Raw genomic sequence first — 17,126 nt, forward strand, 5'->3', positions numbered from 1 at the left:
TTATTCTCCTTGATTATCGATATGTTTTTGAACTGATTTTAGTTTATCGTTCATTTTACGAGATTTATCGCGTCTATCATCTATACGTAAGTTTGTGCAAACTCTATCAATACCTTTATTAAACGGCAATTCATGGATTGCTTGTACTACTTCGAATAAGTCTTTTAAATCCCCTTCGATTAGAGTATTCATTGGAGTTAATTGATAATCAATTTTGCCTTCTTGTTTAAAACTTTCTAATTTCATTTGTATCTCTGCAATATATTTACTAACACTTGGTCCTTCAGTTCCAACTGGAATAATAACTACATCAACAATAGCCATTATTTAACACCACCCTTTTCTAATATATATGTTTTAATTAGCCCTGCTGCACCAGTTATTCCTGCATCATTACCTAGTTGAGCTTGAACAATTTCAGTATCTTTTTGAGCCGGAGTGAATGTTAAGTTGTGGTACTCAGTTTTTATATTTTCGATTAAAATCAAACCAGCTGTTGACATACCTCCACCTAAAACGATGTATTTGGGATTGCTTGTTGCGCTAATAATACTACATAAATAAGCGATGTGGTTTGCCACTTTTTCAGTAATAAAGATACAGAATTGATCACCTGCTTTAGCGGCATCAAATACGGCTTTAGCTGTAACTTTATTGTCTTTTATTAACGGTAATATTGATGATTTAAACGTTAATTTTGGATAATAAAAATTAACCAAATTAACGACACCAGTAGCTGAAGCAACAGTTTCTATACAACCTGATTTACCACAATTACAATTAAAGCGTTGATCAAAATCAGTTCTGATGTGACCTATTTCTGCTCCTGATCCATTATGGCCATGGACAAGTTCACCATTAGAGATAATACCTCCGCCTAAACCGGTACCTAATGTTATAGCAACTACATCGTCAGCACCTTGACCTGCACCTTTATGTTTTTCTCCTAATGCCGCTACATTAGCATCATTATCAACATACACAGGACAGTTAATAAATTCACTAAATATTTGTCGAACATTTACACTACCTGGCCAATGCAAATTAACTGCCCCATTAACAATGCCAGTTTCAAAATCAACAGGCCCTGGTACACCAATTCCAACGCCAATGACATCATCAATTTTTAATTGGTGAGTTGAAAGTGTTTCGTTAAATGAATCATAGATATTCTTTAATAATGTTTTACCCGTGTGGTCAGACGTATCTGTTTTAATAGACCATTTGTGTAGTTGTTCGAGTTCGCCATTGAATATTCCCAGTTTACAAGTTGTCCCACCAATATCTGCTGCTAAAATAATATTTTTCATTTATCCTCATTCCTTCTTTGGTTAATTAATAAAATACATTTTAGGTATTCATCTTTAGATAATAGTTCATAATGATATAATGATTTTATTTCTTGTAGCATCATTTCATACATGTCGTTTGGATTTTTAAAATAGATAATAAATCCATAACGCTTTAAAAGCTGTAATACATCATAGAAATTTTTAATTTCTCGATTCATTTGATTGATCCAACTCTTTTTTTAAATTTTTATAATCATTATCGTCAGAATTAATAGTTAAAGCTTTTTTTACATATTTGAGTGCTTTTTCATTATCATCAAGTGCTCTATTTGCAATTGCAAGTTCATAGTTCAAAAGACCAGAATTTGGATGGTTTTTTAAACCACGTTCCCAATCCGCCATGCCCTCTGCTCTAGAACTTGTAGCTGCAGTTATAAGCCCTTTTAAATAATACGTTCGATCGTCATCATAACCTTTGTCAATTGTATGGTTTACAATTGAACTTGCCTCTTTATAATTATAGTCTAATATAGCATCCTCAATTAATTTATCATAAATATTTTCTTCTTTAATAGTAAAAATTCTTACTTGTAATGCAACAAACAAAACAAGCAATATAATTAAGAAAATCCAAAATAAATTACGATTGTGTGTGAAATAATAACCAATTAAAGTGATTAAAACACCACCAATAAATCCTCCTAGATGAGCCATAATATTAATATTAGACATAAATAATGATAAAACAATTAGCACTAATAATGCGATTAACATTTGTCCAATTGTTTTTTTAGAATAGGTCTTACTTACAAACATCATTGCAAAAATTGAGCCTATTAGCCCGAAAATAGCTCCACTAGCACCTACAGATACAGTATGAAGATTAAATGATAGTGAAATAAAATTTCCGAGTAAACCAGAAATCACATAAATCCCTAACATTCTTAATGGGCCGACTATAGATTCGACTATCTTACCGAAAATAAATAATGACAGCATATTCATTAGAATGTGCTCAAAATTAAAGTGTAGAAACATGGATGTTATAAGACGATACCATTCGCCATGAACGACGTTAAAGTGTACTAATCCACCTAAATCTAACAATTTAACATCGGAAAAATGATTTAGATAAAGAATCATTATTAGCCATATTAAAACGTTAATTATGATTAACCCATATGTCATAGGTGTAAAACGCAACATATGTTTATCAATTGGATTTTGTGACAATACACGTCGCTTATAGTAATTTGATAGTTTGTTATCTTGTCTAAACATTAATTTAGTTAATATATTATTATGAATCAATTTATGTAAATCATTGTTATTTGAAATACACATGCTTTCTATTTTAATGGGACTAGAGTCAGCGGATTTGATATTATCAAATATTTGATCTGTGAAATAATAATATTTAACGCTTTTCAATTTAAAATTGAGGTCATCCTCATATTGTTGATAATTATCCAACATTTTAGCTTTATCAAACTGAATTTCTTGGTTCGAAGCGATATCTTTCCTAAATATCACTAGCTTGTTTTTCTTTTTATGTATAAGCCAAATTTCACTATCATTTTTATCAATATTTACAATGTGATAATTGTGATATTTTATAAAATAATAGATTGACTTCCAGAAGTATTTTTCTGTATCCATTAATTCCTCCAAAATTTAAGTATTGAAAATTATTAATTTTTCAACAGGTTGATCATGGGATTCGATTTCAAACTGTGTTAATTGTAGGTCATAAATTAAACTAATAGTATTGGCATTTGAATCACTTAAGAAGCGATCATAATATCCTCCACCATAACCTATTCGATAACCATCATCTCTAAAAGCAACTCCAGGAACAACAATTAAATCTAATTGATCAGTAATTTCAGTGTCATCATTAACATATAATAAGCCTTTTTCATCTTTTTCAAGACGGTTTAAAGATAATAGTTGTTTAAAATTCATTTCTTTTAATTTGTAGTTTGTATTAGGAACAAAGACTTTCTTACCATCAGATAACATCGTTTCGATGATGGGATAAGTATCTACTTCATGAGTCATAGATAAAACAATACCTATTCTTTTCGCATTTTTATATTCAGTATTATTGATTAATTGATTCTTCAACCATGCGTCTGCACGAAGTTTGTGTTCTTTATCTAATTGTTTCATTTGAGATAATATTTCTTTTCTAATCTCTTTTTTACTCATAACATCCCCACTCTCTAAACACTATATATATTATAACGTTATTAAAAGATGATGTCATTTAGATGAAATAAAAAAAGGAGCTAGACAGAATCCATTATGGATTCATAGTCTTGCCCCTGTAAGGATGACTTGAGCCGAAAAACGCAACTCTAGCGTTTAACTATCAAGTCGGCTACTGCAAATTAGCAATGTAGTCTTATAATATTATTTTTGAAACAAACTCTTTAGATGAGTTATTATTTAGTTTCACGGTGTAAAGTGTGTTTATTATCACGTGAACAATATTTTTTCATTTCAACACGTTCAGGATTAGTTCTTTTGTTTTTAGTAGAAATGTAGTTTCTATCTCCACATTCTGTACAAGCTAATGTTACATTTACGCGCATGTTAAATCCTCCTTACCTTTTCTAAATACGACTTTATTATCATACCACTTAGTACAATAATTGAAAAGTATTATTTTTTATACATTAATAATTTCAATCAATTAAAAGTGAATTGGTTACTTTTTATCATCAAAATAATAATTAATGACGTCTCTACCTAAATCTCCGCCATTTAACCATGGTGGTGGAACGGGTTGATTGGTGTAAACAATTGAAAATGATAGTTTAGGGTTATTGATTGGTGCATAACCTATATATGTTGAATTAACTCTTGATTCACCATCTTGGAATACTTCGGCAGTACCAGTTTTCCCTGCAGAAGGTACTTTTGTTTTGTGGAAACTTGAATAGCCTGTTCCATCTTTTTCATTGAATGCCATTTCAAATCCTTTTTGTACTTCTTTAATTTCATCTTCTGAATTATTTACTTTGTTTAAGACATTGCCTTTAATTTTTTGTTTAACTGGACCTATGTCATCACTATTTGTAGCATCATGAATTGCTAATCCAATGTGTGGTTGAATTCTATAACCATCATTAGCTATTGTAGAAACGTACTGTGATAATTGAATTGGACTATATGTGTCATATTGACCAATTGATAAATCAAGATAATTGCCTGAATTGTTTGTTAATGGTTCAATTTGACCTATTGTTTCATTTGGCAAGTCAATACCTGTTTTAACTCCCAATCCGACTTGATTAAGCCCTTTTCTTAATTTCTGGCCAGCTTCACTTATATCTGTAGGTAAGCCCATTCCACTATAGTAAGGATCTCCGGCTAATTTAAGAGCAGTTTTAAACATATATACGTTTGAAGAGTGCATTAATGCTTCTTTATCATTAATTCTGACTTTATCATTTTTATTAAAGTATGAGCGCTTTGTTAATCCACCTTTAAAATGAAGTGGCTCATCTATCATTTCCTCGCCAACTTTAATCGCATTATTTTGATATCCAGCTAATAGGGTTCCACCTTTTACTGAAGAACCAACTGCAAATTGACCAGTAAAGTTCCCTAAATCATAATCTGTTAGCTTACCATTTTTATCGATTTGTTTTCCTGCCATAGCTAAAATATCGCCATTTTTAGGATTTTGCACTACAATAAGCGCGTTATCCATATCTTTAGCACCTTGACTGCGTAACGTCTTGATTTGATTTTCTAATAAAGATTCTACTTTCTTCTGTAAGTCTATATCAATTGTTAACTGTAAATCATCGCCTCTAGATCCAGGATTAATGACTTCAGAGTTTATGACTTTTCCAGATTTATCAGTAGTATATTTCATTTCTTTTTTCTTACCACGTATAATATCTTCATATTGATACTCTAAATAGGATTTACCAACTCTATCATTTCGAGAATAACCTTTAGCTAAATATTGTTCGGTCAATTCTTTAGGAATACCTTCACTTGATGTAGATACACTACCAAATATACTTCTTAATGTATCACCATAAGGATAGCGTCGGTCCCAATCCATAGTTGTATTTACACCTGGAAGACTATCAAGTTGTTGTGACACTGCAGCATATTCTTTTTCACTTACATCCTCATTCTTAATTGTTTGCGGGTTCATGGTAGAACCAGCAGACATTTCACGATAAATTGCTAAAACTCGTAAGTCTTTTTTTGATAAACTATTAATTTGTTTGTCTCCAACCTTTTTATATAATTGTTTATCATATTGATCTTGGGTAATACTACCTTCATTTAACATTGAAGTTTCTTTTTTCATTAATTTGTCTACTTCATCTTGGTGTTTCTGAATCCAAAAATCTTGTTTATCTCTTTCAGTAATTTTGTCAGTTTTCATAGTAATGAGAGATGACAATTTTTTTGCAGTATCGAGCATATCTTTTTGACTTGTTTTCCTAGATCTTGTGTATGTAATCGTTAGTTTAGAAGCATTATCTACTAATACTTTTCCATTCCTATCAAGAATTCTTCCCCTAGGAACAGATTCATTTACAGTTATGTTTTCATCGTTTTTTACTAGTTGGCTGTATTGGGAGCCTTGCGCAATTTGTAAATATCCTAACCTTAAAACTATAATTCCAAATATAACTACAATAGCACCAAACACAAAACTTATTCGTTTATTCATTGTGTGCTTTATTTTTTCGTCATTAGACTTTTCCTTTAACCTTTTAAGCAAGATAACCTACCTCAATTATTAAACATGTTTACTCATAAATGATATATGAAAATCAAACATATTACCATCATTTTAATAAAAAAAGTGGCCTCTTATAGAGACCACATGTTAAATAGGAGATATAGAATTATTTTGTTGCATTGTATAATTCGTCAACTTTTTCCCAGTTAACAACATTCCAGAAAGCACTAATATAATCTGGACGTTTGTTTTGATATTTAAGGTAATATGCGTGTTCCCAAACATCTAAACCTAAGATAGGTGTTTTACCTTCCGTTAATGGGTTATCTTGGTTAGGTGTAGTAACAATTTCTAACTGACCATTGTTAACTACTAACCATGCCCAACCTGAACCGAAACGAGCTGCTGCTTTGTCAGCGAATTCTTTTTTGAATTCATCTAAAGAGCCCCATTGTTCTTTGATTTTATCAACAACAGTACCTTTTTCTTCAGAATTAGGAGTTAATAATTCCCAGAATAATGAGTGATTTAAGTGTCCGCCACCATTATTACGAACAGCTGTTTGAATATCTTCAGGTACACTATCTAAATTAGCAACAATTTCTTCAATTGATTTAGATTCAAGATCTGTTCCCTCAACTGCAGAATTTAATTTGGTAACATACGTGTTGTGGTGTTTGTCATGATGGATTTCCATAGTTTGTTTGTCAATGTGTGGTTCTAATGCATCTGCTGCATATGGTAAATTTGGTAATTCAAAAGCCATAATTAATCATCCTCCTAAAAATTCGTTACATTTATAATAACAAGTTATTAACTAAGCAACAAAATATTTGCTTGCAACTAATATTAATACGCTTATTATCATCTTACTTTTATAATATAACTCAAAATGATAACTTTTAAACATAATTACAGACTATAATTGGTTATTTTTAAATAATTCCTACTTTTGACCTATGTATATCAAATTTTTTTAATTACATTTAATTTTAAGATTGTTAAATTAAACTGGAGTATGAATTGTTTTCTATTTTGTAAATCTATTAAATTTTTAATGGAATTTCAGTCAACTGACTCAAAAAAACTGAGAAAGCTACAATTAACACTTTCTCAGTTTAGATTGCTAATATATATTTGCAATTTTGTCTTACAATAATTCATTTTTAAATTATTTAAGTATATTAGCAAAAACAATTGATATTTATAATTCATAAAATTTTATTTTGAGTTTTGTTTTTGACATTCTTCGCATACGCCATAAACTTCTAATTTATGGGTGTGAATATCTACATTAGGTAGATACACCTTTATTTGATCAATTGGGCAAAAATCAATGACTTTAGTATCACCACAATTTTCACAAATAAAGTGATGATGGTGATGATTCATACAAGCAATTCTAAATTTCATTTCACCATCTAATTCAGTACTCTCAATAATTTTTAAGTCTTTAAATAAATGTAAATTACGATAAATTGTATCGAAAGAGATACCTGGATAATCTTTGTCTAATTGTTGTTGAATATGTTTTGCATTAATGTATTTATCTTCTTTAACAAAAATATTAATCATATCTTCACGTTTCTTAGTATATTTCAAACCATTATCTTTTAAAATTTTAATTGCATCATTTGTATTCATAAGTTATTGCCCCTTTTTAAGTCTTACAATTGATTTTTGGAATAACATTGTAAGTCCTAATAATAAAACTAATAGTACTACAATAACACCACCTGGTGAAATATTCATATAAAATGCTAAAACAAGGCCCATTATAACTGAAAATTCGCCAATTATGACACTTAAAATGATTAATTGTTTGAAACCTTTAGTTATTCTCATTGCTATAGCAATGGGTAATGTTATTAATGCACTGACTAAAAGTATGCCAACCACTCTCATTGAAGCAGAAATTACCATAGCCACTATAACTATAAATAAAAATTGAATCCATTTAGGAATATTTATAACTCTACTATATTCTTCGTCAAATGAAAGTATAAATAATTCTTTATAAAATAAAGTAATAAATAAAACAACGACAATTGATATAACTACAACCGTTAATAAATCACTAAGGCTGACCGCACTTATGGAACCAAATAGTAAACCTACAATTTCTTGGTTAAATCCATCTGCAAGAGAAATAAAAATGGCACTTAGTGCAATCCCTGCGCTCATAATAATTGGTATGGCAATCTCTTGATAATTAGAATACGATGTTCTTAACTTTTCAATTAAAAGCGCACCTACGATAGCAAATAATATACCAAACCACATAGGATTAATAATAGCTAGTGCGGGTGACAAAGTTAGTATAAACATGCCAAATGAGATGCCGCCTAATGTAACATGGCTAAGCGCATCTGCAATCAAAGATAATCTTCTTACAACTATAAAAGCCCCAATTAAAGGTGCAATAAATCCAATTAAAATACCACTAAGTAATGAATATCTCATGAAGTCGAAATTTAATAACGCTTCAATCATAGATATCACCACTTACTTGTTTAATTAATACATTCATTTTGTTACTCCTAATATATTAAATTTTAAACTTCACAACATTCTCTATTATGTTGATGATCTACAAATTTAATGGGGTGACCATAAATTTTAGAAATTTCAACTTCGTCTAGTCTTTTGAAGTCCTCGGTTGATCCATGGAAATGTAAATGTTTATTTAAGCATGCTACTTTTGTTGCTGTATCAGCTACAACGCCAATGTCATGTGTTACTAATATAATCGTTATACCTTCATCTTTTAATTTTTCAAGCGTTTCATAAAATTCACTTACATGTTTTGCATCAATACCATTTGTAGGTTCATCTAAAACTAAGACAGAAGGATTGGAGATTAAAGCTCTCGCAATTAATACACGCTGTTGTTGTCCGCCGGAAAGTTCTGCAATATTTTTGTTGATAAGATGATTGATATTTAATCTTGTTAAAACTTTATCGACAAGTGCTTCATCTTTTTTATTAAATTTTTGAAATAACTTTTTAGTTTTAGTAAGACCACTAAGTACCACTTCTTTAACACTTGCTGGAAATCCAGCATTAAAAGCTGTAGCTTTTTGTGATACGTAACTTATCTTTAAAGCAGATTGATTTTGCTTTTTATATGATTTACCATCTATATATATTTCGCCCTTTTGCAACGGAAGCAACCCTAATATGATTTTTAGTAAAGTAGACTTACCTGCTCCATTGGGACCCACAATTGCTAAAAATTCACCTTTATTTATGTGTATATTAATATTTTCTAAAACTTGTTTATTATCAAATTGATAATCGATATTTTTTAATTCAAAAACAGGTTGATTCATTATTTCACCTCGTTTAATACTATACAATTAAGTTTGGAAGTTGTAAATAGTAATGTTTACGACTTGATTTGAAAGATAATAAAATGGAGCGATACAGAATTATTGTAAAATTCAATGTATCACTCCTGTGAAAATTATTAAGTCTGTGAAAAGTTAAGGTCTAACGCTTCTTAAGGTTATACAGCTATTGCTTTATTTCATCATAGCCCTAAATATTAATAGTTGATTCAGCTTCCAATTAATAGTAATTATTGTTGAAGAATTTTATCTTTTAATTCTGAATCAAATTGTTGTGCTTTTAACATCTCTATCTCAAATTTATAAGGTGGTTTTTTATTTTTTTTATCTTCACCAACATAGGGTGTTTCTAAAATTTTAGGAATATCTTTGAAAACATCATGGTGTACTACATAATTTAATGCGTCAAATCCAATGTGACCGAATCCAATATTTTCATGTCTATCTTTATGAGCACCTTGCTCATTTTTACTATCATTAACATGAACCACTTTTATTCGATCTAAGCCAATAATTTTATCAAATTCATTTAATACACCATCAAAATCCTCTTTAATGTTATATCCAGCATCATGAGTGTGACATGTATCGAAACAGATTGATAATCGATCATTATGTGTGACGCCATCAATGATCTGAGCAATTTCTTCGAACGTGCGTCCTACTTCAGATCCTTTTCCAGCCATAGTTTCTAGAGCGATACGCACATCATTATCATGAGTTAAAACTTCATTCAAACCTTTAATAATCTGTTGAATACCTTTATCAGCACCAGCGCCCACATGTGAACCAGGATGTAGAACAATATCTTTAGCACCTAAAGCTTGTGTTCGTTCAATTTCATTTTGAAGGAAATCTACCCCTAATTGAAAGACTTCCGGTTTTGTAGTGTTAGCGATGTTTATAATATATGGAGCATGGACGACTAAATTAGATAAACCATATTTATCCATGGCCTCATGTCCTTTTTCGATATTTAAATCCTCTATGCTCTTTCTTCTTGTGTTTTGAGGTGCGCCAGTATAAATCATAAATGTAGACTCACCAAATTTGTGTGCTTCTTCTGCAGAACCTTCTAACATCTTTTTACCACTCATGGAAACATGTGACCCAAGTAACATTGCTTTCACCTAACCCTTTTTATTATTTTTTCGTTGTTGTCTATTTTGTCTTTTACTAAATTGTTTTCTTTCTTGTCTCTTCATTCTTTCGACTTCTTGTTTGAATTTCTTTTTATAACCTGGTTTGACTTTATTTTTAGTCTTACTTCGCACTTTATGCTTCACTTCGTTCGTTAAGTGATCGTCTTTTCTTACACGCTTACGTCGAGTATTATGTGCTTTAATTGGTGTTAATTCATTATTTTTAACATCAACATTTTCAAAATGGTAGCCTTTATCTTCAATTAGTGTGATTAAATGTTCTTCATCCGGACTATAGAGTGTTATTGCCACACCTTTATAATTACCTCTACCTGTTCTGCCCACACGGTGTGTAAAGAAGTCAATATCTTTAGGTACGTCAAAATTAATAACATGACTAACGCCTTCAATGTCTATACCTCGAGAAGCTAGATCACTTGCGATTACAAATTGAAACTCTAAATTGCGTATACGTTTCATTTGTTGCTTACGCTCTCTTGGTGTTAAACCTCCGTGTATCATGCCAACTTTAATTCCAGCAGCATTGAGTGAATTTGCCAGCTCATCCGCATTATCTCTACTATTACAGAAAACGATACCTAGGTATGGATTTAAAATATCGATTAATTGAAGTGTTTTATCTACTTTTTCAGTTCCTTTAGTTGGAATTAAATAGAATTCAATATTTTTTTTATTTTGAGACTTGGAATCCACTTCTACATATTCCGGATTGCTTAGATATTTATTTAAAAATGGTTGTAATGATTTAGGAATTGTAGCACTGAAGACAGCTATATGTGAATTTTCATCTAAGCGTGAAGCAATTAAATCTACATCTTCAATTAATCCTAAATCAATCATTAAATCAGCTTCATCCACTATAAGATAAGATGCCAAATGCGCATGTAGATGCCCACTTTGAGCTAGATCATTAATTCTAGTCGGTGTTCCTATTACTAATTGCGGTTGATTACTTGTACGCTGTCTATCTTTCTCAATATCTGTACCACCAATAAACAAACTAACTTTAATGCCCTGTTTAAAAGTAGCTAGATGATTTGCTGCCTGATATAACTGTTGTGCTAATTCTCTTGTAGGTGCCACCACGATAGATTGAGGTTCTTTATTTTCAACATCTATTTTATCTATTAACGGTAATAAAAATGCATGCGATTTCCCTGTACCTGTTTGAGATTGACCTATTAAATTTACGCCTTTTTTAATTCTTGGAATTATTCTATTTTGTATTTCAGTTGGTTTATCAAATTTTAAGTCTTTAATTGCTTCTATAAGTTTTGAGTCTAAATTAAATAATTCAAATGGGTGAGTTGCCATCGATTTGGCCTCCTTAAAATATTCAGTTGAAGTTGTTTTAATTCAATTTACATGTAGTTGAATGGATCGGTATTGATATTAGAAGCATCAATTGGAAAATCTATACTTTCATCATATAGCCATTGTTCTAATAATTCTTTAAGTCCCTCTCTCATCACATACTCACTGTAATGATTGATATCTAAAATGGTCATACCATACGTTTGTGCATCTAATGCATCGTGGTGTTTAACATCTCCAGTTATAAAGATGTCTGCACCTTTGTTAAATGCAAGTGCCTCATAACCAATTCCCGCACCACCGATGATAGCTACTTTTTGGATATGTTTATTAGCATCGCCTGTATATCGAACACTTGGGATATCAAGTTCATGTTTCACAAATTTTACAAAGTCTGTTAATGACATCGCATCTTCTAAAGTGCCAATTTTGCCAAGACCATAATTTGCAGTTTTAGTCATTTTAATAAAATCATAGACAGGAGTTTCATAAGGATGATTGTCTATAATTGCTTTTTCAGCTAATGCATATTGGCTAGCTTTAATCATGAATTCAATTTTAACTTCATTTACATATTCTATGTTATTCAGCTGACCTAGATGTGGATTAGCATTTCCTACAGGTTTAAATTGGCCTTTACCTTCAGTTTCATAAAAACAATACTCGTAATTACCTTCTTTGGCAAGTCCATGTTTATCAAGACTATCTTTAAAGTTTTCTACATTATCCTTAGGTATATATGTTTGAACTTTATAATACGTTTCATTCTCTTGATTTAAAAATTGTATATCTTGCAATTTTAATTTATTAGCCAACATTTGGTTAACACCGTAAACGTAATTGTCTAGATTTGTGTGCAACGCAATAAGGTTGATATTGTGACGAATTATTTTTTTAATTAATTGACCATAGCCATCATCAATGATTGATTTTACCCCTTTAAAAATCAAAGGATGGTGAGCAATAATCGTATTATAGCCTTTGTCGATAGCTTGGTTAACAATCACATCTGTACAATCCAAAGTCGTTAATATACCATTGATTTCAGATTCATGATTACCTATAAGTAATCCAACATTGTCCCAATTCTCAGCTGTCTCTAATGGCACATGTGTATCGATAATAGACATTAATTGTTTAATTTTCATTATTTAACACCTCTGTTATTAATGATATATCATTATCTATCTCTTTAAGTCTCTCATGATGTAACTCTGAATTCAATTGATTACGAATGTGATTTAAAGCTTCTAATTCATGACGCCATTTTTTATAAAATATTTCATTTTTATTTTGTAATAATTTCGGTCCAAATTTTAATTCTTTTTTGTCTAAATGTTCCTGATGACCCATATGCGCTGCAACCACAATTTCATAGATATGTCCTTTCTCTTCTAAAATGACTTCTTCTATGATTTGGTAATTCAGTGTCATGAGCGTGTATCTTAATACTTCAGTTTGAATATTACTTTGTAAGATTAATCTAGGACCATTTGCTAAGTGAATGCGTCCTTCATTCAATATTCTTGCTATAAGCGGACCACCCATGCCACAAATTGTTATATTTTGAATAGATTCATTCTGACGAAGTACACTTAATCCGTCCCCTAATCGAACATCGATAACATTATTGAGCTGATTATCTGACACATTCTTTTTCGCTGCTTCAAAAGGCCCTTTTATGACTTCACCTGCAATAGCATGTGTAATTAGACCATGTTGAATCGCATAGATAGGAAGATAGGCATGGTCTGAACCAATGTCAGCTAAGTTTCCCGGAACAAGATAGTTGCACACAGTAGTTAATCTTTGGTTTAAAGTTATCATAGATATCTCCTTTACTATAAAAAGAGACTGGGACAAAGTTAAGTGTCTCAGTCTAGCATTTTTCTAAAGCACATTATAGTAACACCTATAACAAAGTGTAATCATTACTAATTCGACTCGTATATAAGTGTTCAATCTATAATGTGTAATGAAAAATAAATCAATTTAAACTCGAATTATTTTATTTATTAATCCATAAAGTCTTTTAGTCGCTTGCTACGACTTGGATGTCTAAGCTTTCTTAAAGCTTTAGCTTCAATTTGACGAATTCTTTCACGCGTAACACCAAAGACTTTACCAACTTCTTCAAGTGTTCTTGTTCGACCATCATCTAAACCAAATCTTAAGCGTAAAACATTTTCTTCACGGTCAGTAAGCGTATCTAAAACATCTTCTAATTGTTCTTTTAAAAGTTCGTAAGCTGCATGATCAGATGGACTTTGCGCCTCTTGGTCTTCAATGAAGTCACCTAAATGACTATCATCTTCCTCACCTATTGGCGTTTCTAATGATACTGGTTCTTGAGCAATTTTAAGAATTTCACGTACTTTTTCTGGAGGTAAATCCATCTCTTCTCCGATTTCTTCAGGTGCAGGATCACGACCTAAATCTTGTAATAATTGTCTTTGAACACGTATTAACTTATTAATTGTTTCAACCATGTGAACTGGAATTCTAATTGTACGTGCTTGGTCGGCAATCGCTCTTGTAATTGCTTGTCGAATCCACCAAGTTGCATAAGTGGAGAATTTAAATCCTTTACTAAAATCAAATTTCTCAACAGCTTTTATTAATCCCATGTTACCTTCCTGAATTAAATCTAGGAATAACATGCCACGACCTACATATCTTTTTGCAATACTTACAACAAGTCGTAGGTTAGCTTCTGCTAAACGAGACTTAGCAATCTCATCACCTTGCTCAATTCGTTTAGCTAATTCAATTTCTTCTTGAGCACTTAGTAGATTAACTCGGCCAATTTCTTTTAAGTACATTCTTACAGGGTCATTAATTTTGACACCTGGAGGGGCACTTAAATCATTTGGGTTTAATTTTTCATCAGTATCTGAGCTATCTTTCTCATTTACTAAACTAATATCATTATCATTTAATTGGTCAAAGAAATCATCCATTTGATCAGAATCCATATCGAAATTTTGCAATTTTTCGGCTATTTCCTCATGACTAAGGTGACCTTCCTTTTTACCTTTATCGATTAATTGTTTCTTAACATCTTCTAATGTTAATGTCGGATCTATTGTTTGTTTTTTAATTTTAACTTGGTTATCAGACATGAAAAGGCCTCCCAATAGTAATATATGCTTTCAAACAAGATATTTAATTATATAATATTTCAATATAATAAGAAAAGTATTAATAAAAATTCATAATAATGGTAACATTTCATATTCAATATTTGAATGTTTAATATCAATTATATTTAAACGACATCACATTAATTAAATATTACTTATGTTCCATATCTACCCGTTAAAAACGCATAATAACCATTATACAATAATGGTTATTAAATAGAAATACTATTTATATGATTTATTAAAGTATGCATTTTCATAGCAGTTTTATAGTAATAGTTACATACGAGCTTTATTTTTATTAACGATTTGTTCCAAATAATATTTTTGCAATTCTACGTCGCCTATCCGTGACGCTTCACGTAATTTATGATTTAATTCTTCAAGTGTATCTCCATACTTTGATTCATTGATGACATTCATGTAATCTTCTATTTCACTATCATAAGGTTCTTGATTTATATCATAATTATCCAAAGCGATAATTGCATCTCTCAAATTATCATTATCTGTGTAAAGTATCATATCGCTAATTGTATAACTGTCATTTTCAGCGTAAAAATCTTCTAAAACACTATATATACGTTTGAAAAATTGATTATCAAAGTCATCACTTTCAAGTTGCTTATGATAATTTAAGAATAAGTCTTTATCATTCATAAAATGTTTAAGTAAGGCTCTTTCAGCACTTTCATGTTTTGATAAATGACTAAATAAATTATTTGAGTTATTTTGTATTTCAATATCATATGATTGATAATCATTAATATAAGGCTCGCTAGGAATATATTGTTGTTGATTCAATACATTGCTATTTAGAGTATTAGAATCCACATTAAATAAATGTGCTACATCTTTGATTATCTTATTCTGCAAAATTTGAGAATTCATTAATGCAATATCTTGGGTAACTTCTTTAAGATAGCGTTCATAAGCTAAGTCATTATTAGCAATTTCATCTTTGTGTTTATTTACTTTATAAATGATAAATGATTTCTTTTCATTATTTACATATTCAAGAAATTTTTCATTACCATATTTTGTTATATACTCATCTGGATCCATATCTTTAGGTAATTGAACAACAAAAACATTGAATCCTTGTTGTAGAAGGTGTTGCCCAGTTTTAATTGTTGCTTCTTGACCAGCGAAATCACCATCAAACATTAGAGTAATATGAGATGTTAATTTTTTAAGAACAGTAATGTGTTCATCTGATATAGCTGTTCCCATACTTGCGATGACTGGTTTTAGTCCTGATGAATCGGATTTAATTACATCCATAAATCCTTCTAATAATATGGCTTCATCATTTTTTCGTATATGTTTTCTAGCATTATCAAGATTATATAATAATCTTCTCTTTTGAAATATGGGTGTTTCCGGGCTGTTTAAGTATTTAGGTTCTTGATTATTGTATGTTCTACCTGAATAGCCCACAATACGACCCTGAGCATTATTTAAAGGGAACATAATGCGATCTCTAAATCTATCAAAATAGCTGAAATTTTCTTCATTTCGCGATAAAAGACCAGCTTCGTACGCGAGTTCTATATCATAACCTTTTTGTTGTAAAAAGTCATGACAAAAGTGAGTATGATTAGGAGCATAACCAATACCACGTGATTTAATAAGCTCTTCAGTAAAACCACGTTTTGTTAGATAATTTAATGCCTCTTCACCTTCTACTGTCTTAAGCAAAGCATATTGATAGTATTCATGCATTAATTCATGCATCTCAATCATTGTTAAATCATTCGATGCTATTTGACTTGTATAGTCACTACTATTACCAATATCAACTGAAATGTTAATTCTTTCTCCTAACTCTTTTACAGCCTCTACAAATGATAAATCTTTTATCTCTTGAGTAAATTGAAAGACATTACCACCTTTTTTACAACCAAAGCAGTGACAAATTTGTTTATCTTCAGATACAGTAAACGAAGGAGTCTTCTCATCATGAAAAGGACACAAACCAATGTAATTGCGTCCTCTCTTTTCTAATTTTACATATTCACTTACTAAATCCAAAATATCGGTCTTATCTTTAATTTCATTAATTACTGATTGTTCAATACGCAATATATATCACCTATAAATTGTAGTCATAATATTATACTTTGTTTAAAGATAAATTAAAA

At 30.6% G+C, this 17,126-nt stretch carries 16 protein-coding genes and 1 pseudogene; all 17 read right to left on the minus strand.

Features of this window, described 5'->3' with window-relative positions:
- Positions 1–324, minus strand: a complete 324-nt coding sequence (locus AC1RRU_RS06145) for an MTH1187 family thiamine-binding protein (protein WP_011275666.1) — start codon at positions 322–324, stop codon at positions 1–3.
- A complete protein-coding gene (locus AC1RRU_RS06150) occupies positions 324–1,310 on the minus strand; it encodes an ROK family glucokinase (protein WP_037558191.1) in 987 nt (328 codons plus the stop codon). The genes AC1RRU_RS06145 and AC1RRU_RS06150 overlap by 1 nt, the downstream gene beginning before the upstream one ends.
- On the minus strand, positions 1,307–1,510 hold the full coding sequence (locus AC1RRU_RS06155; protein ID WP_011275664.1) for a YqgQ family protein: 204 nt from the start codon (positions 1,508–1,510) through the stop codon (positions 1,307–1,309). The genes AC1RRU_RS06150 and AC1RRU_RS06155 overlap by 4 nt, the downstream gene beginning before the upstream one ends.
- The gene (locus tag AC1RRU_RS06160) at positions 1,494–2,951 is read right to left on the minus strand and encodes a rhomboid family protein (RefSeq protein WP_011275663.1); all 1,458 of its coding nucleotides are present in this window, start codon (positions 2,949–2,951) and stop codon (positions 1,494–1,496) included. Before AC1RRU_RS06160 ends, AC1RRU_RS06155 begins: the two co-directional genes overlap by 17 nt.
- Before the next feature lie 15 nt (positions 2,952–2,966).
- Positions 2,967–3,503, minus strand: coding sequence for a 5-formyltetrahydrofolate cyclo-ligase (locus AC1RRU_RS06165; RefSeq protein WP_011275662.1), 537 nt, complete (start codon positions 3,501–3,503; stop codon positions 2,967–2,969).
- 236 nt (positions 3,504–3,739) lie between these two features.
- Positions 3,740–3,889 (minus strand): 50S ribosomal protein L33, encoded by a 150-nt coding sequence (gene rpmG / locus AC1RRU_RS06170; protein ID WP_011275661.1) that lies wholly within the window; start codon positions 3,887–3,889, stop codon positions 3,740–3,742.
- Positions 3,890–4,005: 116 nt separating this feature from the next.
- The gene (locus AC1RRU_RS06175; RefSeq protein ID WP_048667947.1) at positions 4,006–6,051 is read right to left on the minus strand and encodes a peptidoglycan D,D-transpeptidase FtsI family protein; all 2,046 of its coding nucleotides are present in this window, start codon (positions 6,049–6,051) and stop codon (positions 4,006–4,008) included.
- A 127-nt stretch (positions 6,052–6,178) separates the two neighbouring features.
- Positions 6,179–6,778, minus strand: a complete 600-nt coding sequence (locus AC1RRU_RS06180; RefSeq protein WP_037558187.1) for a superoxide dismutase — start codon at positions 6,776–6,778, stop codon at positions 6,179–6,181.
- 455 nt (positions 6,779–7,233) lie between these two features.
- Positions 7,234–7,656: a Fur family transcriptional regulator gene (locus AC1RRU_RS06185; protein ID WP_011275658.1), complete on the minus strand. Its 423-nt coding sequence runs from the start codon at positions 7,654–7,656 to the stop codon at positions 7,234–7,236.
- Positions 7,643–8,505: pseudogene (locus AC1RRU_RS06190) on the minus strand (metal ABC transporter permease). The gene AC1RRU_RS06185 and the pseudogene AC1RRU_RS06190 overlap by 14 nt, the downstream one beginning before the upstream one ends.
- A gap of 62 nt (positions 8,506–8,567) precedes the next feature.
- On the minus strand, positions 8,568–9,344 hold the full coding sequence (locus tag AC1RRU_RS06195; protein ID WP_493196470.1) for a metal ABC transporter ATP-binding protein: 777 nt from the start codon (positions 9,342–9,344) through the stop codon (positions 8,568–8,570).
- 248 nt (positions 9,345–9,592) lie between these two features.
- Complete coding sequence (locus AC1RRU_RS06200; RefSeq protein WP_011275655.1) at positions 9,593–10,483, minus strand: deoxyribonuclease IV; 891 nt, start codon at positions 10,481–10,483, stop codon at positions 9,593–9,595.
- 9 nt (positions 10,484–10,492) lie between these two features.
- Entirely contained in the window at positions 10,493–11,839 is a 1,347-nt protein-coding gene (locus tag AC1RRU_RS06205; protein ID WP_048667946.1) for a DEAD/DEAH box helicase, read from the minus strand.
- 47 nt (positions 11,840–11,886) lie between these two features.
- Complete coding sequence (locus AC1RRU_RS06210) at positions 11,887–12,987, minus strand: Nif3-like dinuclear metal center hexameric protein (RefSeq protein WP_011275653.1); 1,101 nt, start codon at positions 12,985–12,987, stop codon at positions 11,887–11,889.
- Positions 12,977–13,666, minus strand: a complete 690-nt coding sequence (locus tag AC1RRU_RS06215; RefSeq protein WP_493196472.1) for a tRNA (adenine(22)-N(1))-methyltransferase — start codon at positions 13,664–13,666, stop codon at positions 12,977–12,979. The genes AC1RRU_RS06210 and AC1RRU_RS06215 overlap by 11 nt, the downstream gene beginning before the upstream one ends.
- 188 nt (positions 13,667–13,854) lie before the next feature.
- Positions 13,855–14,961 carry an RNA polymerase sigma factor RpoD gene (gene rpoD, locus AC1RRU_RS06220; RefSeq protein ID WP_011275651.1) on the minus strand — a complete coding sequence of 369 codons (1,107 nt, stop codon included), beginning with the start codon at positions 14,959–14,961 and terminating at the stop codon, positions 13,855–13,857.
- A 300-nt stretch (positions 14,962–15,261) separates the two neighbouring features.
- The gene (gene dnaG, locus AC1RRU_RS06225) at positions 15,262–17,067 is read right to left on the minus strand and encodes a DNA primase (RefSeq protein WP_016931115.1); all 1,806 of its coding nucleotides are present in this window, start codon (positions 17,065–17,067) and stop codon (positions 15,262–15,264) included.
- Positions 17,068–17,126 lie beyond the last annotated feature (59 nt).

It is taken from the genome of Staphylococcus sp. GW821-FHT11H10 (assembly GCF_058807855.1).

Excerpts from the sequence above, each read along its gene's own strand:
- AC1RRU_RS06210 (WP_011275653.1), bottom strand. The coding sequence starts at position 12,987 with ATGAAAATTAAACAATTAATGTCTATTATCGATACACATGTGCCATTA.
- AC1RRU_RS06200 (WP_011275655.1), bottom strand. The coding sequence starts at position 10,483 with ATGTTACTTGGGTCACATGTTTCCATGAGTGGTAAAAAGATGTTAGAA.
- AC1RRU_RS06180 (WP_037558187.1), bottom strand. The coding sequence starts at position 6,778 with ATGGCTTTTGAATTACCAAATTTACCATATGCAGCAGATGCATTAGAA.
- AC1RRU_RS06150 (WP_037558191.1), bottom strand. The coding sequence starts at position 1,310 with ATGAAAAATATTATTTTAGCAGCAGATATTGGTGGGACAACTTGTAAA.
- AC1RRU_RS06165 (WP_011275662.1), bottom strand. The coding sequence starts at position 3,503 with ATGAGTAAAAAAGAGATTAGAAAAGAAATATTATCTCAAATGAAACAA.
- AC1RRU_RS06205 (WP_048667946.1), bottom strand. The coding sequence starts at position 11,839 with ATGGCAACTCACCCATTTGAATTATTTAATTTAGACTCAAAACTTATA.
- AC1RRU_RS06215 (WP_493196472.1), bottom strand. The coding sequence starts at position 13,666 with ATGATAACTTTAAACCAAAGATTAACTACTGTGTGCAACTATCTTGTT.
- AC1RRU_RS06155 (WP_011275664.1), bottom strand. The coding sequence starts at position 1,510 with ATGAATCGAGAAATTAAAAATTTCTATGATGTATTACAGCTTTTAAAG.
- AC1RRU_RS06185 (WP_011275658.1), bottom strand. The coding sequence starts at position 7,656 with ATGAATACAAATGATGCAATTAAAATTTTAAAAGATAATGGTTTGAAA.
- rpmG (WP_011275661.1), bottom strand. The coding sequence starts at position 3,889 with ATGCGCGTAAATGTAACATTAGCTTGTACAGAATGTGGAGATAGAAAC.
- AC1RRU_RS06145 (WP_011275666.1), bottom strand. The coding sequence starts at position 324 with ATGGCTATTGTTGATGTAGTTATTATTCCAGTTGGAACTGAAGGACCA.
- rpoD (WP_011275651.1), bottom strand. The coding sequence starts at position 14,961 with ATGTCTGATAACCAAGTTAAAATTAAAAAACAAACAATAGATCCGACA.
- AC1RRU_RS06195 (WP_493196470.1), bottom strand. The coding sequence starts at position 9,344 with ATGAATCAACCTGTTTTTGAATTAAAAAATATCGATTATCAATTTGAT.
- AC1RRU_RS06160 (WP_011275663.1), bottom strand. The coding sequence starts at position 2,951 with ATGGATACAGAAAAATACTTCTGGAAGTCAATCTATTATTTTATAAAA.